Genomic DNA, 18,133 nt, shown 5'->3' on the forward strand with positions numbered 1-18,133 from the left:
TCCACGCTACAACACTGATCGCAGCCACGGGCCGCTCCTACCGGAACCTGACCCCCAGGAGCGGCCGCATTGGCGGACCACCATGGCCGCGATCAGACAATGCCTGCGGCCTACGCAGCGGCGCACTGCCATGGCCGCGAGGGCGGGATGCCAGCCTGCCAGGGCTGACGACAGGAAGCCCCACCCATTCCGACATCCCGCAGCCCCTTGAGCTATCCTGCCCGGACAAGAAAGTTGCCTGCCTAAGGATCCCTCATGTCTGCCTTGCGCCAGGGTTACGCCCTGGGCCTTACCGCCTACGGGCTGTGGGGCTTGTTTCCGCTGTTCTTCAAACTGCTGGCGGCCCTGCCGGCGACCGAGATCCTGTTCCAGCGCATCCTCTGGTCCGCCCTGTTCAGCGCCCTCCTGCTGCTCGTCTGGCGCCATCGCGGCTGGTGGGCGGAGTTGCGCGCCCACCCGCGACGGCTGCTCTGGCTGGCGGTGTCCGGCGCGCTGGTGGCCTGCAACTGGCTGGTCTATATCTGGGCGGTCAACAACGCCCACGTGGTCGAGGCCAGCCTGGGCTACTACATCAACCCGCTGGTCAACATCCTGCTCGCCCTGGTGATTCTCGGTGAGCGCCTGCGCCCGCTGCAGTGGATCGCCGTGGGCCTGGCGGTGCTGGGCGTGGCCCAGCAGCTGTGGACCCTGGGGCAACTGCCCTGGGTCTCCCTGGCGCTGGCGCTGAGCTTCGCCTTCTATGGCCTGGTGCGGCGGCAGACGCCGGTGGCCGCCCTGCCGGGCATGGTGGTGGAGAGCTGGATGCTGGTGCCGATCGCCCTGGTCGCGCTGCCACTGCTGACCCCGGGGGTGAGCCTGGAGGCCGAGACCTGGCAGTCCTCGCTGGGCCTGCTGATCGTGCTGGCCGGTCCGGTCACCCTGATTCCCCTGCTGTGCTTCAACGCCGCGGCGCGCAAGCTGCCCTATTCGACGCTGGGCTTCCTGCAGTACCTGGCACCGACCCTGGTGCTGATCCAGGCGGTCTGGCTCTATGGCGAGCCCTTTCCGCGCGAGCGACTGTTCGCCTTCAGCTGCATCTGGACGGGCCTGGCCGTGTTCAGCTTCGATCTCTGGCGCGCCAGCCGCAAGCTCAGAGCGGGCGCAAAGGCGCGCGAGCCAGAGGCAGACAGGGCCTAGCCACGCCAAAAAAAGACCTGGGACCGGACAGCAGAACGCCCCTCGCAAGGGGCGTCCGGTACCGCAGCGGCGCCGATCAGGCTTCGCCAGCGGTCTGCATGCGGGCCAGTTCCTGGGCGTAGAGGGCGTCGAAATTCACCGGCTGCAGCATCAGCGCGGGGAAGGAGCCACGCACCACCATGTTGTCCAGCGCCTCACGGGCGTAGGGGAACAGGATGTTGGGGCAGAAGGCGCCCAGGGCATGGGCCATGGAGGCGGCGTCCAGGCCCTTGATCAGGAAGATGCCACCCTGCTGCACTTCGGCGATGAAGGCGGTCTCTTCGTTGTTCTTGACGGTGACGGTCAGGGTCAGCACCACTTCGTGGAAGTCGTCGCCCAGGGTCTTCTGGCGGGTGGCCAGGTCCAGGTTGACGTTGGGCTGCCAGTCCTGACGGAAGATCTCGGGGCTCTTGGGCGCCTCGAAGGACAGGTCGCGGATGTAGATGCGCTGCAGGGAGAACTGAGCGCCGTCTTCCTGGGCGCCATTGGCTTGGTCGGTCATGGTAGGGCCTTGAGTTGTGAGTGTTGGTCAGGCGGACAGCAGCGGATCGAGACGTCCGCTTCGGTCTAGGGCATAGAGCTCGTCGCAACCGCCGACGTGGGTGCTGCCGACCCAGATCTGCGGCACGCTGGTGCGACCGGCCTTGCGGGCCATCTCGCTGCGCAGCGCCGGCTGGCCATCGACGGAGACTTCCCGGTAGGCCACGTTCTTGCGATCGAGCAGGTGCTTGGCTCGATGGCAATAGGGACACCAGGCACTGGTATAGATGACGACGTCAGACATGCGCGGTCTCCAGTGGCCGATGGGGCGGCCACGCTAGGGGTTCACTTCACCAGGGGCAGATTCTCTGCACGCCAGGTGGCGATGCCGCCGTTCAGCCGGGCGGCGGTGAAGCCGGCCTTCTGCAGATCGCCGCACACGGCGCCGGCTTGCTGGCCGGCGCTGTCCACCACGATCAGGGTCTTGGCCTTGTGCTTCTCCAGTAGAGACAGGCTGCTGGCGACTTTCTCCTGAGCGATGTTCAGCGCGCCGACGATATGCCCGGCGGCGAAGTCCTTGCTCGGACGGATATCGAGGACCACGCCCTGCTCGCGGTTGAGCAGGTTGGTGAGTTCGCCGGTGGACAGGCTGCGCCCGCCACGACGGGTCTCGTTGAACAGCATCAGGGCGACGATGGCGAGGAAGGCGGCGACGAGAAGCGGATGATGGGTGGCGAATTCAACCGCCCGACCGATAAATTCCATAATGAAAGAGCTATCCAAGGAGGGCTAAAAATGCTGGCCAGTATACACAGCCCCCCGATGGCGCCATACCCTCGCCGGCCCCGGGTTATCCGCAGGTAACCAGCTCATCTCGAACTGCCTCCTTGGCGGCTTCCGCGGCTCTGCCTAGGCTTGGCTTCCCTTCACTTCCGAGGAATCCAGCCATGACCTCCATCGCCCTGCTCGGCGCCACCGGCAACGTCGGCAGCCGCCTGCTCGACGAAGCCCTCTCCCGCGGCCACCGGGTCACCGCCCTGGTACGGAATCCCGCGCGCCTGGCGGCGCGGCCCGACCTGACGGTGGTCGCCGGTGATGTCACCGATCTGCAGGCCGCCCCGGCCCTGGCCGGTCATGAGGTGCTGATCAGCAGCCTGAGATTCGCCGACCTCGCGCCGAGCGCCCTGGTCGACTTCGCCCGCGCCACCGGCATTCCGCGGCTGCTGATCGTTGGCGGCGCCGCCAGCCTGAATCTGCCGGACGGCTCGCGGCTGTTCGATGCGCCAGCCTTTCCCGCTGAATACCGCAGCGAAGCCGGAGCCGGCATCGCTACCCTGGACACCTTGCGCACGGTGAGCGACCTCGACTGGGTCTTCGTCAGCCCGCAGATGGTCTTCGCGCCCGGCACCCGTACCGGGCGGTTCCGCCTGGACGACGATGCCCTGCTGTTCGACGCGGCCGGCGACAGTCATATCTCCTACGAGGACTTCGCCGTGGCCCTGCTGGACGAGGTCGAACGGCCCGCTCATCACCGCACCCGCTTCACCGTCGGCTATTGAAGTAGAAATGCCCTCTCGTTCGCAGCCTGGCCGCCTGGTCGGGCTGTGAACGCTGAACGGCGTACCTTGCCGTTTTTTTTGCCGGATGTGACGGGCATACTAGGCGCTTCGCCCTAGAAACGTACGACCTCGCATGCGCCGTGTTCTCGCCCTTCTCCTGCTTGCCAGCGTTCTCGCTCCCGCCCTGGCCGACGACCGCGCCGATACCCAGCGGCAGATCGAGCAGACCCGCCGGGAAATCCAGGAGATGCAGAAGGTCCTCAAGCAGGTGCAGGCCGAAAAGTCCGGCGTGCAGAAGCAGCTGCAGGGCACCGAGACCCAGATGGGCGAGCTGGAAAAGCAGGTCGACTCGCTGCAGAAGCAGCTGGAGAACGGCGAAAAAAAGCTGCAAGAGCTGGACGGGCGCAAGAAGAAGCTCGACCAGTCTCGCGCTGAGCAACAACAGCTGATCGCCGTGCAGGTGCGCGCCGCCTACCAGAGCGGCCGCCAGGAATACCTCAAGCTGCTGCTCAACCAGGAGCATCCGGAAAAGGTCAGCCGCACCCTCACCTACTACAACTACCTGAATCGCACCCGCCTGGATCAGCTCGCCAGCTTCAACGACACCCTGCGCGAGTTGCGCGAGGTGGAACAGGGCATCCAGCAGGAACAGGGCGACCTGGTCGCCCGCCGCGAAGACCTGGAAAAGCGGCAGGCGGAGCTCGCCGAGGTGCGCAAGGAGCGCCAGGCGGCGCTGGCCAAGATCAACGCGGACTACCGCGACAAGAGTCGCGAGATCGAGAATCGCGAGCAGGATCAGGCAGCGCTGAACAAGGTGCTCAAGACCATCGAGGAAACCCTCGCGCGCCAGGCCCGCGAAGCCGAGGAAGCCCGGCAGCGACAACTGGCCGAAGCCCGCGCCGCCCAGGCGCGGGAAGCGGCACGGCGCCAGGCGCAAAGCGAGCCGAAAGCCCCGCGCCCCTCGAACGCCCCGGAGCTGGCGGTGTCTAGTGCAGCACCTGCCTATGGCGGCGCCTTCGCCAATGCCCGCGGCAAGCTGCCCTGGCCGGTCGATGGCCGTCTGGTGGCCCGCTTCGGCAGTGCCCGCGGTGACGACCCCCGCGCGAAATGGGACGGTGTCCTGATCGCGGCCGGGGCCGGCACCCGGGTCAAGGCGGTGCACGACGGCCGAGTGGTCTTCGCCGACTGGCTAAGAGGCGCCGGCCAGCTGGTTATCATCGATCATGGGAATGGCTATCTCAGCCTGTACGGACATAATCAGAGCCTGCTCAAGTCTGCGGGTGACGTGGTCAAGGCCGGGGATGCCATCGCGACCGTCGGCGCCAGCGGCGGTCAGGAAGCCTCCGCCTTGTACTTCGCCATCCGCCAACAGGGCCGCCCGACGGACCCGGTCATCTGGTGCCGTGCTCAGGGATAGTGCGACACACCTCGGTTTAGGAGCTGCACATGCCGCATCGCTTTCGTCCCACCGTCCTGGTCCTCGCCCTGCTGTTCAGCGGCGTCGGAGTCGTCCAGGCGCAATCGCCGCAGAGCACGCCGGCTGCGGTGACGCCGGTCGCACCGGGCGCCGCGCCCGCGGCCCCGGCCAGCGCTCCGCTGCCGCTGGACGAGCTGCGCACCTTTGCCGAGGTGTTCGACCGCATCAAGGCGGCCTATGTGGAGCCGGTGTCGGACAAGGTCCTGCTGGAAAACGCCATCAAGGGCATGCTCAGCAACCTGGATCCGCATTCCGCCTATCTGGAACCCAAAGACTTCGCCGAACTGCAGGAAACTACCAGCGGTGAATTCGGCGGTCTGGGCCTGGAAGTCGGCCAGGAGAACGGCTTCATCAAGGTGGTCTCGCCCATCGACGACACCCCGGCGGCCAAGGCGCGCCTGCAACCGGGCGATCTGATCGTCAAGATCGACGGCCAGCCGACCAAGGGCCAGGCCATCAACGAAGCGGTCGACAAGATGCGCGGCAAGCCGGGCAGCCCCATCGTGCTGACCATCGTCCGCGGTGGCGGCCAGCCATTCGACGTCAAGCTGGCGCGGGCGGTGATCAAGGTCAACAGCGTCAAGAGCCAGCTGCTCGAATCCGGCTACGGCCTGCTGCGCATCTCGCAGTTCCAGGTGAATACCGGCGAAGAGACGGTCAAGGCTCTCGCCAAGCTGCGTCAGGAAAACAAGGGCAAGCTCAAGGGCTTGATCCTCGACCTGAGAAACAACCCGGGCGGGGTGCTGCAGTCGGCGGTCGAGGTGGCCGATGCCTTCATGACCCACGGCCTGATCGTCTACACCAAGGGCCGCCTGCCCAATTCCGAATTGCGCTTCTCGGCCGATGCCGCCGATCCCAGCGAGAAGGTGCCCCTGGTGGTGCTGATCAACGGCGGCAGCGCCTCGGCCGCCGAGATCGTCGCCGGCGCCCTGCAGGATTCCAAGCGCGGCATCCTCATGGGCACCGACAGCTTCGGCAAGGGTTCGGTGCAGACGGTGCTGCCGCTCAACAACGACCGGGCGCTCAAGCTCACCACGGCGCTCTACTACACGCCAAGCGGCCGCTCCATCCAGGCCCAGGGCATCACTCCGGACATCGCCGTGGCGCCGGCCAAGGTCACCCCGCAGAGCGGTGGCGACGAATACTTCCGCGAAGCCGATCTGGCCGGTCACCTGGGCAATGGCAATGGCGGCGCCGATCGGCCTACCGGCAGCAAGGCGCCGAACCAGAGTCCACGGCCGCAGGATGACGACTTCCAGCTCTCCCAGGCGCTGTCGCTGCTCAAGGGACTCAACGTCACCCATACCCCGTGAGGGCTGGACGCTGGCTACTGGCCGGGGCGCTCGCCCTGGTCGGCACGCTTGCCCAGGCCGCCACCGCGCAGCTGACCATCGTCATCGACGACCTCGGGCAGAATCCGGCCCGGGATCGTCAGGTCCTGGCACTGCCCGCGCCGGTGGTCCTGGCGATCATCCCCGAGACCCGCTACGCCGCCGAACTGGCCGCCGCCGCCCACCGTGCCGGACGCACCGTACTGCTGCACCTGCCCATGGACCCGGCCGGCGGTCCCTATGCCTGGCATCCGGAGATGTCTTCGGCCGAACGCCTGCAACGCCTGGACCGTGCGCTGGAGCGGGTACCCGAGGCGGATGGGGTGAACAATCACGAAGGCAGTCGCATGACCGCGGACCGACCGGCCATGGCCGAGCTGATGCAGGTCCTGCAGGAGCGTCACCTGCTGTTTCTCGACAGCCGCACCAGCGCTGCCACCGTGGCTGCGGCGGAAGCCCAGAAGATCGGCCTGGCCAGCGTCTCGCGCGATGTCTTTCTCGACAACGACGCCACTCCGGCGGCGGTGGCGGCCCAGCTGGCCGAAGGCGTGCGGCTGGCCCAGCGCCAGGGCAGCGCGGTGCTGATCGGCCATCCGCACCCGGCAACCCTGGCGGTGCTGGCCCAGCAGTTGCCCCTGCTCAAGGCCCAGGGCGTGGAAGTCATCGACCTGCCGCAGATGATCGCCCTGCGCGCCAACCAGGCCATGCCCGGGCACGGCCGCAGCGGTCGCTATCGCTAGCGACGGGCGGACGGCTTCCAGGCATCAGAGGTAGTTGTTGGTGATGCTGTCGATCACCCCTTCCCTGCGCATCTGTTCCAGGGCCGCCTTCAGGCGTGTCACCACTTCGTCAGGCGTGTCCTTGTTCAGCGCCAGATACTGATCCACCTCGTTGAAGCGAAGCAGCGTCTGCAAGCCGGTCACCCCCTGCTGCTTGGCGAGATAGCGGCCGACGGGATCGGCGGTAGCCCAGATATCGATCTGGCCTTTCACCAGTTTGTCGACGTTTTCCTGATCACGCAGGGCGTCGATGACCGGAATGCCCTGGGCGGTCAGCGTCTTGCTGATCACATCGTTGCGATAGGCACCGATGCGATAGCGGGCGGCGTCCTTGAGCGTCTTGATGTCCAGCTTGCTGCCCGGCAGCGCCTGCAGGGTCCAGCTCGAACGGCCGAAGGGTCCCACCCATTTGAACTGATCCTTGCGCGCCTCGGTGTAGGCGACGGAGAAGAGTCCGTAGTTGGGCGTCTCCTGGGTCAGCCGATAGATGCGATCCCAGGGGAAGCGCAGCGAAAGGCTGTACTTGATGCCCGCACGCCTGAACATCTCGCGGACGACATCGGTGGCGATACCGTCGATGGCGTCATCGCGGGCGAAGTTCTTGTCATCGACCGACATGTTGAAGGGAGGGTAATTCTCGGTCAGGAGCACGACCTGATAGTAATCCGGCAGCTCGGCACGGGCCTGGGTCAAGCCCAGCGTGCAACCCAGCAGTACCCCTGCAAGACGCAACCACAGCTTTTGCATTACAACTCCCTGGCGACGCAAGGCCGCATTTTCGAGGTTTCGTCGAGTATCCCTTTACAACGTTCAGCGCTCACTGCGGCTGACCTCACCGCGATCCTCAAGGCTTCGCGGCCCCGTCCAGCTGCCGGGGCCATGCGGAATCCCTGGCACCTCGCGTCCAGACAGGACGCTGGCGAATGCTTACCTCCAGCGCAACTCGCCAGGCGCCCGCCACGCGGCGGCGCACTAGAGATAGTTGTTGGTGATGCTGTCGACCAGGCCTTCGCGGCGCATGGCATCCAGGGCCTGCTGCAGGCGGGTCACCACCTCGTCGGGGGTGTCCTTGTTCAGGGCCAGGTAGAGGTCGGATTCCTGGAAGCTGAGCAGGGTCTGCAGGTTGCTGACGCCCTGCTGCTTGGCCAGGTAGCGGGCGACCACGTCGGTGGTGGCCCAGACGTCGATCTCGCCCTTCTGCAACTTGGCGATGTTCTCCTGATCACGCAGGGCGTCGATGGGGACGATGCCCTTTTCCTGAATCATCAGGCTCACGGCGGAATTCTTGTAGGCACCGACGCGCAGCCGGGCTGCCGTGGCCAGGTCTGGCACCTTGAGGGTGCTGCCGGACAGCGCCATGAACACCTTGCGGGTCTTGCCCAGCGGGCCGACCCACTTGAACAGCGGCAGCCTGGACTCGGTGCGCGACACGGAGAACAGCGCGTAGTTGGGGCTTTCCAGGGTCAGGTTGTAGATGCGATCCCAGGGAAAGCGCAGCGAGAGGTTGTAGTCGATCCCGGCGCGCTTGAACATCTCGCGCACCAGATCGGCGCTGATGCCGTCGATGGCGTCGTCACGCGCGAAGTTCTTGTCGTCCACCGCCATGTTGAAGGGCGGGAAGTTCTCGGTCAGCAGCACCACGCGATAGCCCGCTGGCAATTCCGCCCGGGCTGTCCCCAGGCCAAGGGTGCAACTCAACAGCACGGCGGCGATGGCCAACCAGGACTTGCGCATAGCTCTCTCCTCAGGCGACCGTCCGCGCCGATCGCTCGGCCCGCCGGGATCACAGATATCGATTGAAGATGGTCTGAACCGCGCCGCTCTGGCGCATGTCGTCAAGGGCCTTCTGCAGCTTCTGTACCACCTCGTCGGGGGTCTGCTTGTTCAGCGCCAGGAACAGCTCGCCGCTGTTGAAGCGCAACAGCATCTTGAGTCCGGTCACGTCTTCCTGGCGGGCCAGGTAGCGACCGGCGGGATCACCGGTGGCCCAGACATCGATCTGTCCCTTAACCAGGCGCTGCACGTTTTCCTGATCGCGCAGCGCAAGATCCGGCTGGAAGCCCTGCTGGACGAGACTCTCGGCTATGGCGTCGCCCTTGTAGGCGCCGATCTTTAGCTGCTGCTTGCGGACGTCGTCGAGGCTGCGCAGCTGCAGGTGGCTGTCGGCGCGACCGAGCAGGACCCAGTCATCCGGGCCGATGGGACCGACCCATTTGAACAGGCCCTCGCGCTCCGGCAGCCGGGCGGTGACGAAGACGCCGTGGTCGGGCTGATCCAAGGCCATGCCGTAGATCCGCTCCCAGGGAAATCTCAGGGTGAGGTTGTAGGAGATGCCGGCCCGCTTACACATCTCGCGGACCATGTCGACGGCGATGCCCTTGAGCTCGCCCTCGCGGGCGAAGTTCTTGCCATCGACGGAGAAGTTGTAGGGCGGGAAGTTTTCCGTCAGCAGCGTCAGCTGATAACCCGCCGGAAGCTCCGCCCTGACCGTGGTGGATACCAGCAGCAAACCGGCCAAGCAGGCCCAGATTCCCTTGCGCACGCCCCTCTCCCTGCCGGCACCGCCGGTGCTTAAGATTTTGTGGAGCGTATCACAATCCCTTTTTCGGCCAGGTACCGTTTAGCCTCGGGAATGGTGCATTCGCCGAAATGGAAGATGCTTGCGGCCAGTACCGCAGAGGCCTTGCCTTCGAGAATGCCGTCGGCCAGGTGCTGCAGATTGCCGACGCCGCCGGAGGCGATCACCGGGATGCCCACCGCCTCGCTGACGGCGCGGGTCACGCCCAAGTCGAAGCCGTTCTTCATGCCGTCCTGGTCCATGCTGGTGAGCAGGATCTCGCCGGCGCCCAGGCCTTCCATCTTCTGCGCCCAGGCCACGGCGTCGAGGCCGGTGGGCTTGCGCCCGCCATGGGTGAAGATCTCCCAGCGCGGGGTTTCGCCGGGGCCGCTGACGCGCTTGGCGTCGATGGCCACCACGATGCACTGGGAACCGAAGCGTGCCGCGGCTTCACCGACGAACTCCGGGGTGAAGACCGCCGCGGTGTTGATCGAGACCTTGTCGGCACCGGCGTTGAGCAGGTTGCGGATGTCCTGCACGGTACGCACGCCACCGCCCACGGTCAGCGGGATGAACACCTGGCTGGCCATGCGCTCCACCGTGTGCAGGGTGGTATCGCGGCCCTGGTGGCTGGCGGTGATGTCGAGAAAGGTGATCTCGTCGGCGCCCTGCTCGTTGTAGCGGCGGGCGATCTCCACCGGATCACCGGCATCGCGGATATTCTCGAACTTGACGCCCTTGACCACGCGGCCATTGTCCACGTCCAGGCAGGGGATGATGCGTTTCGCCAGCGCCATGACTGAGTCCTCAGACCTTGAAGTTGTCGCACAGCGCCTGGGCTTCGGCGACGTCGAGGGTGCCCTCGTAGATCGCGCGGCCGGTGATGGCGCCGATGATGCCCGGGCTGCGGGCGTCGAGCAGGTTCTGGATGTCACCCAGGTTGTGGATGCCGCCGGAGGCGATCACCGGGATGCTGGTGGCTTCGGCCAGGGCGCGGGTGGCCGGCACGTTGCAGCCCTGCATCATGCCGTCGCGGGCGATGTCGGTGTAGACGATGGCGCTGACGCCGTCGGCTTCGAAGCGACGGGCCAGGTCGGTGACCTGCAGCTCGCTGACCTCGGCCCAGCCGTCGGTGGCGACGAAGCCGTCCTTGGCATCCAGGCCGACGATGACCTTGCCGGGGAAGGCGCGGCAGGCCTCAGCGACGAATTCCGGCTGCTTGACCGCCTTGGTGCCGATGATCACGTAGCTGACGCCGGCACGCACATAGTGCTCGATGGTCTCCAGCGAGCGGATGCCGCCGCCGATCTGGATCGGCAGGCCGGGATAGCGCCTGGCGATGGCGGTGACCACCTCGCCATTGACCGGCTGGCCTTCGAAGGCGCCGTTGAGATCCACCAGGTGCAGCCGGCGGCAGCCGCCGTCGACCCACTGGGCGGCCATGGCCACGGGATCGTCGGAGAACACGGTGGAATCTTCCATGCGCCCCTGGCGCAGGCGGACACAGGCACCGTCCTTGAGGTCGATGGCGGGGATGATCAGCATGGCAATACCTTGGCTCGGGGGTGAGGGCGATCTAGGGCTTTTCCAGCGCCCAGATGTCGCTTTCCAGGCTGTCGACACGCTCCCTGAGCAGGGTCTGCACGTCGGCAACCGCCTTGTTGTAGTACAGCGGCCCGCACTCGCGGGCGAAGAAATCCAGCAATTCCTCGACTTCGAACCGTCCCAGGCGGACCTCGAAGCGATCGTCCAGCAGGGTCTGCAAGGCCGTGACCAGGCGCTGGCTCTGCTCGGGCTCGAGCGTCACCAGCGGCGCGGGCGGCTTGCGCGCCATTACCAGCGGCCGTCCCAGGCGAGGAAGTTGGCATAGAGCTGCAGACCGCAGTCGGCGCTCTTCTCGGGGTGGAACTGGGTGGCGAAGCGCGAGCCGTCGGCCAGCGCCGCGGCGAAGTCCAGGCCGTAATGGCCGCGACCGACCACCTGGCGCGGATTGCCGGCCTCGACATAGAAGCTGTGCACGAAATAGAAGCGGGCGCGATCAGGGATGCTGTGCCAGAGCGGATGGTCGAGCACATGGCTGACCTCGTTCCAGCCCATGTGCGGCACCTTGAGGGTCTCGCCCTCTTCCTGCATGCCGCCCGGGAAGCGGCGCACGGCGCCGGGAAACAGGCCGATGCAGTCCACGCCGCCATTCTCTTCGCTGCGCTGCATCAGCGCCTGCATGCCGACGCAGACGCCGAGGAAGGGCCGGTCCTGGCTGACTTCGCGCACCAGTTCATCGATGCCCTGCCGGCGGATCTCGGCCATGCAGTCGCGGATGGCGCCGACGCCGGGCAGCACGATGCGGTCCGCCTCGCGGATCACCGCGGGATCGCCGGTCACCAGCACCTGGTGGCTACCGGCGTGCTCCAGGGCCTTGGCCACGGAGTGCAGGTTGCCCATGCCATAGTCGATGACGGCTACCGTCTGCATCACAGGCACCCCTTGGTGGAGGGCATGACACCGGCCATGCGCGGATCTTCACTGAGGGCCATGCGCAGGGCGCGGCCAAAGGCCTTGAACACCGTCTCGATCTGGTGGTGGCTGTTGACGCCGCGCAGGTTGTCGACGTGCAGGGTCACCTGGGCGTGATTGGTGAAGCCCTGGAAGAATTCGAGGAACAGGTCGACGTCCATGCGCCCCACGGTGGCGCGGGTGAAGGGCACGTTCCAGTGCAGTCCGGGTCGGCCGGAGAAGTCGATGACCACCCGCGACAGGGCCTCGTCCAGGGGCACATAGGCATGGCCGTAGCGCTGGATGCCCTTCTTGTCGCCGACGGCCTTGGCGAAGGCCTGGCCGAGGGTGATGCCGATGTCTTCCACCGTGTGGTGGTCGTCGATGTGCAGGTCGCCGCGGCAGTGGATATCGAGGTCGATCAGCCCATGGCGGGCGATCTGGTCGAGCATGTGCTCGAGGAAGGGGACCCCGGTGTCGAAGCGCGCTGCGCCCGTGCCGTCCAGATCCAGGGATACCTTGACCTGGGTTTCCAGGGTGTTGCGCTCGACGGTTGCCTTGCGTTCGGCCATAGCCTGCTCCGCGAAAATCGGTGGGCGAAAGGGCCGATATTATAGGGGCGCGGGGGCTGGATCGAAAGCGCGGCGGGACGAGGCGTCCCGCCGCGAGGGGCGCCCGCCTGGGGACGCCCGGTTACCGTCCGGTTCGGCTGCGACTCAGCTGAACAGGGCGGCGGTCTTTTGCAGGGTGATCCAGATGCCCCAGGCCAGCGGGATGCCCACGGCCAGCCAGGCGGCGATGGCCAGCGGCTTGGTCTTGGGATCGGCGCTCCACTCCAGCACCTGAGCGCTGCCGGCGTTGCTGTCATGGCCATTGGCGCGCTCGACGGCGAGTTCGGCCTCGGTCATGAAGTGCTTGTCGGCGACCGGACGCACCAGCAGGTTGCAGATGAAGCCCAGCACCAGCAGACCGGCCAGGATGTACAGGGTGATGTCGTACACCTGGGCGCGGGGGATGCCCATGCTCAGCTGGTACTCGCGCAGGTAGTTGACCAGCACCGGACCGAAGACGCCGGCGGCAGCCCAGGCGGTGAGCAGGCGACCGTGAATGGCACCGACCATCTGGGTACCGAACAGGTCGGCCAGGTAGGCCGGCACGGTGGCGAAACCGCCGCCGTACATGGACAGGATCAGGCAGAAGGCGAAGACGAACAACGCCACGCTGCCCAGGTGACCGGTCCAGGGCACGATGGCATAGAGCACGAAGCCCAGGGTGAAGAAGACGAAATAGGTCATCTTGCGGCCGATGTAATCGGAGAAGGATGCCCAGAAGAAGCGACCGCCGATGTTGAACAGGCTCAGCAGGCCGGTGAAGCCGGCGGCGATGGCGGCGATCTGCTTGAGCTGATCGGCGCTGAGTTCACCGTAGGCCAGGCCATTGCCCAGCAGACGGCCACCGAAGACTTCCTGCAGCAGCGGCGAGGCCATGCCGATGATGCCGATGCCGGCGGTCACGTTCAGGCAGAGCACGGCCCAGACCAGCCAGAATTGCGGGATGCCCCAGATCTTGCTCACGTGGACGTGGCGATTGGTGATCATGTTGCTGCCGGCCTTCTTGGTGGACGGCGTCCAGCCCGCGGGCTTCCAGCCGGTCGGCGGTACGCGGTAGCCCAGGGCACCGCTCAGCATGAACACGAAGTAGATCACCGCCATGACCAGGAAGGTCTGCCAGACACCGATTTCGGTGGCCGAAGCGAAGTGACGCATCAGGGCGTCGGCCAGGGGTGCACCCACCATGGCGCCGCCACCGAAGCCCATGATGGCCATGCCGGTCGCCATGCCGCGCTTGTCCGGGAACCACTTGATCAGGGTCGACACTGGCGAGATGTAGCCCAGGCCCAGACCGATACCGCCGATCACGCCCGAACCCAGCCACAGCATCCAGATCTGGTGGGTATAGATGCCCAGCGCGGAGATCAGCAGACCACCGCACCAGCACAGGGCCGAGACGACCCCGGCCTTGCGCGGACCGGCGTGTTCCAGCCAGCCACCGAACAGGGCGGCCGAGCAGCCGAGGAAGATGAAGAACAGGGTATAGATCCAGCCGAGCTGGGAGATCTTCCAGTCACAGGTGGCACTGAAGATCTGCTCGAAGAAGCCCATTTCCACCGGGCAGGCCACGGCGGCGGTGATGCCGATCGCCTTGGACAGCGGCAGCCAGAAGACCGAGAAGCCGTAGGCCATGCCGATGCACAGGTGGATGGCCAGGGCGGCCGGCGGGACCAGCCAGCGGTTGAAACCGGGCCGGGCGACGATGCGCTCCTTGGAAAGGAAAGCCGGACGTGCCGAAGCGACACCGCCAGCAGTGAGAGTAGTGCTCATGGGTTCAGCCCTTTTCTAGTGTATTGCGTCCAGGCCGGTGGACATTCCCTGCACGCTTCCCCGTAAACGAGTCAAAGAAACGGCGCCAACCGACCAGAGGTGCGCGACATTAAAGCGCACCCTAGCCAACTGCCAGCCCTGCTCATTTGCCAGGGTACGGGCGGCATCAGCCATCCGACGAAACGGGCGAGTACCACGGCTGTCACAGCGCCGACACCTCGATGTCATCGGGCGCGACCGAGCCCCTATACTGGCCAGTCGCGCCATCGCCCGTCGGAACAGGAATTTCCTCGTCATGAAAGCTTTCGCCAAAGTGCTGGGTATCGTCCTCGTCGGCCTGCTGCTCCTGCTGGTCGCCGTAGGCTTCGCCCTCACCCACCTGGTCGATCCCAACGACTACAAGGACGAGATCCGCCAGCTGGCGCGCGACAAGGCCAACGTCGACCTGCAGCTCAAGGGGGATATCGGCTGGAGTCTGTTCCCCTGGCTGGGGGTCGAACTGCACGATGCCACCCTGGCCAGCGCCGCCACCCCCGATCGCCAGCTGGCGCAGGTGCAGCGGCTGATCCTCTCGGTCCGCCTGCTGCCGCTGCTGCTGCGCCGCGACCTGGAGATGAGCGACATCAAGATCGACGGTCTGGACCTCACCGCCAGCCGCGATGACCAGGGTCGCACCAACTGGGCCGAGATCGGCCGCCCGGCGCCCAAGGCGGACCCGGGCGCCGCGCCGGCTGATACCGCCACGGGTACCTCGGGCGAGTCGACCACGGGACGCCAGCCGCTCAAGCTCAATGTCGAGAGCCTGACCGTGCGCAATTCCCGGGTCGAATACAGCGATGCCCGCAACGGCGCCCGCTATGCCTTCGAGGGTATCGACCTGGAGACCGGGGCCATCTACGCCGGCACGCCCATTCCCATCAAGCTGGCCGGCACCGCCAGCACCACCCAGCCGCCGGTCAACGCCACCGTGCTGCTCAATGGCAAATTCCGCTTCGATCCGGCCAGCCAGCAGTACGCCCTGGATGATCTCCAGCTGACCGGCGACGCCAGTGGCGAGCCCTTCAACGGCAAGCTGGTCAACTATTCCGCCAGCGGCCAGCTGGCCGTCGACCGCCGCGCCCAGACCGCCGAGTGGACCAGCCTCAAGCTCACCGCCAACGACCTCAAGGCCCTCGGTGATCTCAAGCTGACCGGTCTGGAGAGCGATCCACAGCTGGCCGGGCGTGTCTCCATCGCCCGCCTGGACCTGCGCGCCTTCCTCGACAGTATCGGCGTCGAATTGCCGGCCATGGCCGATACCAAGACCCTGCAGCGCTTCGAGATGAATGCCCAGGTGCAGGCCAGCCGCAACGCCCTGGCGCTGGACGACTTCAACTTCCAGCTGGACGACAGCACCCTCAAGGGCCGCGTCGCCATCGCCGACATCGCCCGCCGCGCCTTGCGCATCCAGCTCAGCGGCGATCGCCTGGACCTGGATCGCTACCTGCCGGCCAAGGCCGCCGCGGCGCGCCAGGCCAATGGCGCGCGCCAGGAAGAGGTCGCCCAGGTCGACGCCATCGCCGCCCAGGGCAACTCGCCGCTGCCCGAGGCGCCGACCCAGCACGCCTGGAGTCAGGAAACCCTGCTGCCGGTGGAGCGCCTGCGCAGCCTGGACGCCGAGGTCGACCTCGGCCTGCAGCACCTGACCCTCAATCGCCTGCCCTTCGAGGGCGCCAGCCTCAAGGCCAGGGCCGCTGACGGCCAACTGCAGCTCAGCGCCCTGGAAGGCGAGCTGTTCGGTGGTCGCTTCGAAGCCAACGGCGCCCTCGACGTGCGCGGCGCCCAGCCGCAACTGACCGCCCGCGAGCGCATCAAGGGCGTACCGGTGGAGCGCATCCTCCAGGCCCAGGGCCAGAAGCCGCCGGTGGAAGGCCAGCTCGATCTGGACGCCGACCTGCGCAGCTCGGGCGCCAGCCAGCGCACCCTGATCGACAACCTGGGCGGTACCGCGCGCTTCGCCCTGCGCAACGGCCAGCTGATCGACGCCAATGTCGAAAGCCAGCTGTGCCAGGGCATCGCCCTGCTCAACCGCAAGCCGCTGGAGCTGCCCCATGGCGGCCAGAACACCCCCTTCCGCCAGTTGAGCGGCAGCCTCAGCATCGTCAACGGCGTGGCCCGCAACCAGGACCTCAGCGTCAGCGTGCCCGGCCTTGCGGTGAAGGGCGCGGGCGACATCGACCTGCGCACCCTCGGCCTGGACTATCGGCTGGGCATCACCGTGCAGGGCGACACCAACGCCGCTTCCGACCCTGGCTGCCAGGTCGGCGAGCGCTATGCGGATATCGAGTGGCCCCTGCAGTGCCGCGGCCCCCTGGAGCTGGGCGCCAAGGCCTGCCGCCTGGATCGCGAGGCCATGGGCCAGATCGTCGCCCGCGCCGCCGGCAATCGTCTGAACGAAAAAATCGAAGAGAAGCTCGGTGATAAGATCAGCCCCGACATCCAGAATGCCATCCGAGGGCTGCTGCAACGTCGATGACTGATGACGACTTTGGTACCGCCGTGCTGGCCTGGTATGACCTGCACGGTCGCAAGGACCTGCCCTGGCAACAGGGCGTGACGCCCTATCGCGTCTGGGTCTCGGAGATCATGCTCCAGCAGACCCAGGTCGCCACCGTCCTGGGCTATTTCGATCGCTTCATGCAGGCGCTGCCCACCGTCGAGGCCCTGGCCGCGGCTGCGGAAGACGAGGTCCTGCACCTCTGGACCGGGCTCGGCTACTACAGCCGCGCGCGCAACCTGCACAAGGCCGCCAAGACCGTGGTGGAGCGTCATGGCGGCGAATTCCCCCGCAGCGTCGAAGCCCTGGCCGAATTGCCCGGCATCGGCCGCTCCACCGCCGGCGCCATCGCCAGTCTGAGCATGGACATCCGCGCCCCGATCCTCGACGGCAACGTCAAACGCGTCCTGGCCCGCTACACCGCCACCGCCGGCTATCCCGGCGAACCCGCCGTGGCCCGCCGCCTGTGGGAAGTGGCCGATCGCCTGATGCCCCACGAGCGGGTCGGCCCCTACACCCAGGCGATGATGGACCTGGGCGCCACCCTCTGCACCCGCAGCAAGCCCAGCTGCCTGCTGTGTCCGGTCAAGCCGGGCTGCCGCGCCCATCTGCAGGGCCAGGAAACCGCCTTTCCCACGCCCAAGCCGCGCAAGACCCTGCCACAACGACAGACGCTGATGCCGCTGTTCGTCAACGACGCCAATTCCGTACTCCTGCAGCGTCGCCCCTCGACCGGTCTCTGGGGCGGTCTCTGGGGGCCGCCGGAAGTGGCCGATGCGGCCGAGCTCGAAGCCCTCGCCGAACGCCAGGGCCTGGTCATCGACGAACGTCAGGCGCTTCCCGGCCTGGTGCACACCTTCAGCCACTTCCAGCTGGCCATCGAACCCTGGCTGGTACAGGTGGACCACCGCCAGCACCGCGTGGCCGAGGGCGACTGGCTTTGGTATAACCTCGCCTCCCCGCCGCGCCTGGGCCTTGCCGCCCCGGTGCAGAAACTGCTCAAGCGCGCCGAGCAGGCGCTCAAAGGAGAACCCGCATGACCCGCACCGTGATGTGCCGCAAGCACAAGCAGGAGCTGCCCGCCCTCGATCGCCCGCCCTATCCCGGCGCCAAGGGCGAAGACATCTATCAGCACGTCTCCAAGCAGGCCTGGGAAGAGTGGCAGAAGCACCAGACCATGCTCATCAACGAGCGCCGGCTGAACATGATGAACGCCGAGGATCGCAAGTTCCTGCAGGCCGAGATGGACAAGTTCCTGTCCGGTGAAGACTACGCCCAGGCCGAGGGTTACGTACCTCCCAGCGCCTGAGTCGACGGCTAAGCGC

The 18,133-nt window shown here is 66.5% G+C and carries 20 protein-coding genes; 8 read left to right on the forward strand and 12 right to left on the reverse strand.

Annotated features, from left to right (window positions below; all coding sequences use genetic code 11):
* The first annotated feature begins 255 nt into the window (after positions 1–255).
* A complete protein-coding gene (gene rarD / locus PVZ72_RS15290) occupies positions 256–1,176 on the forward strand; it encodes an EamA family transporter RarD (protein ID WP_273862391.1) in 921 nt (306 codons plus the stop codon).
* A gap of 76 nt (positions 1,177–1,252) precedes the next feature.
* Here the strand turns inward: rarD and secB are convergent, their stop codons facing one another.
* The 3 genes from secB to PVZ72_RS15305 are packed head-to-tail and all read right to left on the reverse strand — an operon-like array spanning position 1,253 to position 2,460.
* Positions 1,253–1,717, reverse strand: a complete 465-nt coding sequence (secB, locus tag PVZ72_RS15295; RefSeq protein ID WP_007159775.1) for a protein-export chaperone SecB — start codon at positions 1,715–1,717, stop codon at positions 1,253–1,255.
* 27 nt (positions 1,718–1,744) lie between these two features.
* Positions 1,745–1,999, reverse strand: a complete 255-nt coding sequence (grxC, locus tag PVZ72_RS15300; protein ID WP_133861979.1) for a glutaredoxin 3 — start codon at positions 1,997–1,999, stop codon at positions 1,745–1,747.
* Positions 2,000–2,040: 41 nt separating this feature from the next.
* Positions 2,041–2,460 carry a rhodanese-like domain-containing protein gene (locus tag PVZ72_RS15305; protein ID WP_133861980.1) on the reverse strand — a complete coding sequence of 140 codons (420 nt, stop codon included), beginning with the start codon at positions 2,458–2,460 and terminating at the stop codon, positions 2,041–2,043.
* 182 nt (positions 2,461–2,642) lie between these two features.
* Between PVZ72_RS15305 and PVZ72_RS15310 the strand changes: the two genes are divergently transcribed.
* From PVZ72_RS15310 to PVZ72_RS15325, 4 genes are all read left to right on the forward strand, one after another.
* Positions 2,643–3,254, forward strand: a complete 612-nt coding sequence (locus tag PVZ72_RS15310; protein ID WP_187980532.1) for an NAD(P)-dependent oxidoreductase — start codon at positions 2,643–2,645, stop codon at positions 3,252–3,254.
* A gap of 133 nt (positions 3,255–3,387) precedes the next feature.
* Positions 3,388–4,671: a murein hydrolase activator EnvC family protein gene (locus tag PVZ72_RS15315; protein ID WP_133861982.1), complete on the forward strand. Its 1,284-nt coding sequence runs from the start codon at positions 3,388–3,390 to the stop codon at positions 4,669–4,671.
* A gap of 29 nt (positions 4,672–4,700) precedes the next feature.
* Entirely contained in the window at positions 4,701–6,044 is a 1,344-nt protein-coding gene (locus tag PVZ72_RS15320) for a S41 family peptidase (protein ID WP_007159780.1), read from the forward strand.
* Complete coding sequence (locus tag PVZ72_RS15325; protein ID WP_133861984.1) at positions 6,041–6,802, forward strand: divergent polysaccharide deacetylase family protein; 762 nt, start codon at positions 6,041–6,043, stop codon at positions 6,800–6,802. Before PVZ72_RS15320 ends, PVZ72_RS15325 begins: the two co-directional genes overlap by 4 nt.
* Positions 6,803–6,826: 24 nt before the next feature.
* Here PVZ72_RS15325 and PVZ72_RS15330 read toward each other — a convergent pair whose 3' ends face one another.
* From PVZ72_RS15330 to PVZ72_RS15370, 9 genes are all read right to left on the reverse strand, one after another.
* Complete coding sequence (locus PVZ72_RS15330; RefSeq protein WP_133861985.1) at positions 6,827–7,588, reverse strand: substrate-binding periplasmic protein; 762 nt, start codon at positions 7,586–7,588, stop codon at positions 6,827–6,829.
* Positions 7,589–7,813: 225 nt separating this feature from the next.
* Positions 7,814–8,575 carry a substrate-binding periplasmic protein gene (locus PVZ72_RS15335; protein WP_064306835.1) on the reverse strand — a complete coding sequence of 254 codons (762 nt, stop codon included), beginning with the start codon at positions 8,573–8,575 and terminating at the stop codon, positions 7,814–7,816.
* Positions 8,576–8,624: 49 nt separating this feature from the next.
* Complete coding sequence (locus PVZ72_RS15340; RefSeq protein ID WP_133861987.1) at positions 8,625–9,383, reverse strand: substrate-binding periplasmic protein; 759 nt, start codon at positions 9,381–9,383, stop codon at positions 8,625–8,627.
* A 29-nt stretch (positions 9,384–9,412) separates the two neighbouring features.
* A complete protein-coding gene (hisF, locus tag PVZ72_RS15345; protein ID WP_007159785.1) occupies positions 9,413–10,195 on the reverse strand; it encodes an imidazole glycerol phosphate synthase subunit HisF in 783 nt (260 codons plus the stop codon).
* Between the two features lie 10 nt (positions 10,196–10,205).
* Positions 10,206–10,943 (reverse strand): 1-(5-phosphoribosyl)-5-[(5-phosphoribosylamino)methylideneamino]imidazole-4-carboxamide isomerase, encoded by a 738-nt coding sequence (gene hisA, locus PVZ72_RS15350; protein ID WP_007159787.1) that lies wholly within the window; start codon positions 10,941–10,943, stop codon positions 10,206–10,208.
* 31 nt (positions 10,944–10,974) lie between these two features.
* Positions 10,975–11,232: a DUF2164 domain-containing protein gene (locus PVZ72_RS15355; protein ID WP_007159788.1), complete on the reverse strand. Its 258-nt coding sequence runs from the start codon at positions 11,230–11,232 to the stop codon at positions 10,975–10,977.
* Complete coding sequence (gene hisH / locus PVZ72_RS15360) at positions 11,232–11,870, reverse strand: imidazole glycerol phosphate synthase subunit HisH (protein ID WP_183632598.1); 639 nt, start codon at positions 11,868–11,870, stop codon at positions 11,232–11,234. The genes PVZ72_RS15355 and hisH overlap by 1 nt, the downstream gene beginning before the upstream one ends.
* Positions 11,870–12,463 carry an imidazoleglycerol-phosphate dehydratase HisB gene (hisB, locus tag PVZ72_RS15365; RefSeq protein ID WP_058768514.1) on the reverse strand — a complete coding sequence of 198 codons (594 nt, stop codon included), beginning with the start codon at positions 12,461–12,463 and terminating at the stop codon, positions 11,870–11,872. The genes hisH and hisB overlap by 1 nt, the downstream gene beginning before the upstream one ends.
* 144 nt (positions 12,464–12,607) lie before the next feature.
* The gene (locus PVZ72_RS15370) at positions 12,608–14,272 is read right to left on the reverse strand and encodes an OFA family MFS transporter (protein WP_133861991.1); all 1,665 of its coding nucleotides are present in this window, start codon (positions 14,270–14,272) and stop codon (positions 12,608–12,610) included.
* 295 nt (positions 14,273–14,567) lie between these two features.
* Here PVZ72_RS15370 and PVZ72_RS15375 point away from each other — a divergent pair, with 295 nt between their 5' ends.
* Genes PVZ72_RS15375 through PVZ72_RS15385 form a run of 3 tightly spaced genes read left to right on the forward strand, consistent with a single transcriptional unit; the run spans position 14,568 to position 18,117 of the window.
* Positions 14,568–16,787: an AsmA family protein gene (locus tag PVZ72_RS15375; RefSeq protein ID WP_273862392.1), complete on the forward strand. Its 2,220-nt coding sequence runs from the start codon at positions 14,568–14,570 to the stop codon at positions 16,785–16,787.
* On the forward strand, positions 16,784–17,848 hold the full coding sequence (gene mutY / locus PVZ72_RS15380; protein WP_273862393.1) for an A/G-specific adenine glycosylase: 1,065 nt from the start codon (positions 16,784–16,786) through the stop codon (positions 17,846–17,848). Before PVZ72_RS15375 ends, mutY begins: the two co-directional genes overlap by 4 nt.
* A complete protein-coding gene (locus PVZ72_RS15385; protein ID WP_017639567.1) occupies positions 17,845–18,117 on the forward strand; it encodes an oxidative damage protection protein in 273 nt (90 codons plus the stop codon). Before mutY ends, PVZ72_RS15385 begins: the two co-directional genes overlap by 4 nt.
* The last annotated feature ends 16 nt before the right edge of the window (positions 18,118–18,133 follow it).

This window comes from Pseudomonas sp. LA5, from assembly GCF_028640825.1.
In the GTDB taxonomy this organism is placed as follows: Bacteria; Pseudomonadota; Gammaproteobacteria; order Pseudomonadales; family Pseudomonadaceae; genus Chryseomonas; species Chryseomonas aestiva.

Excerpts from the sequence above, each read along its gene's own strand:
- PVZ72_RS15385 (WP_017639567.1), top strand. The coding sequence starts at position 17,845 with ATGACCCGCACCGTGATGTGCCGCAAGCACAAGCAGGAGCTGCCCGCC.
- mutY (WP_273862393.1), top strand. The coding sequence starts at position 16,784 with ATGACTGATGACGACTTTGGTACCGCCGTGCTGGCCTGGTATGACCTG.
- hisB (WP_058768514.1), bottom strand. The coding sequence starts at position 12,463 with ATGGCCGAACGCAAGGCAACCGTCGAGCGCAACACCCTGGAAACCCAG.
- rarD (WP_273862391.1), top strand. The coding sequence starts at position 256 with ATGTCTGCCTTGCGCCAGGGTTACGCCCTGGGCCTTACCGCCTACGGG.
- hisF (WP_007159785.1), bottom strand. The coding sequence starts at position 10,195 with ATGGCGCTGGCGAAACGCATCATCCCCTGCCTGGACGTGGACAATGGC.
- PVZ72_RS15335 (WP_064306835.1), bottom strand. The coding sequence starts at position 8,575 with ATGCGCAAGTCCTGGTTGGCCATCGCCGCCGTGCTGTTGAGTTGCACC.
- PVZ72_RS15370 (WP_133861991.1), bottom strand. The coding sequence starts at position 14,272 with ATGAGCACTACTCTCACTGCTGGCGGTGTCGCTTCGGCACGTCCGGCT.
- PVZ72_RS15305 (WP_133861980.1), bottom strand. The coding sequence starts at position 2,460 with ATGGAATTTATCGGTCGGGCGGTTGAATTCGCCACCCATCATCCGCTT.
- PVZ72_RS15375 (WP_273862392.1), top strand. The coding sequence starts at position 14,568 with ATGAAAGCTTTCGCCAAAGTGCTGGGTATCGTCCTCGTCGGCCTGCTG.
- hisA (WP_007159787.1), bottom strand. The coding sequence starts at position 10,943 with ATGCTGATCATCCCCGCCATCGACCTCAAGGACGGTGCCTGTGTCCGC.
- grxC (WP_133861979.1), bottom strand. The coding sequence starts at position 1,999 with ATGTCTGACGTCGTCATCTATACCAGTGCCTGGTGTCCCTATTGCCAT.
- PVZ72_RS15320 (WP_007159780.1), top strand. The coding sequence starts at position 4,701 with ATGCCGCATCGCTTTCGTCCCACCGTCCTGGTCCTCGCCCTGCTGTTC.
- secB (WP_007159775.1), bottom strand. The coding sequence starts at position 1,717 with ATGACCGACCAAGCCAATGGCGCCCAGGAAGACGGCGCTCAGTTCTCC.
- PVZ72_RS15330 (WP_133861985.1), bottom strand. The coding sequence starts at position 7,588 with ATGCAAAAGCTGTGGTTGCGTCTTGCAGGGGTACTGCTGGGTTGCACG.
- PVZ72_RS15315 (WP_133861982.1), top strand. The coding sequence starts at position 3,388 with ATGCGCCGTGTTCTCGCCCTTCTCCTGCTTGCCAGCGTTCTCGCTCCC.
- PVZ72_RS15355 (WP_007159788.1), bottom strand. The coding sequence starts at position 11,232 with ATGGCGCGCAAGCCGCCCGCGCCGCTGGTGACGCTCGAGCCCGAGCAG.
- PVZ72_RS15310 (WP_187980532.1), top strand. The coding sequence starts at position 2,643 with ATGACCTCCATCGCCCTGCTCGGCGCCACCGGCAACGTCGGCAGCCGC.
- hisH (WP_183632598.1), bottom strand. The coding sequence starts at position 11,870 with ATGCAGACGGTAGCCGTCATCGACTATGGCATGGGCAACCTGCACTCC.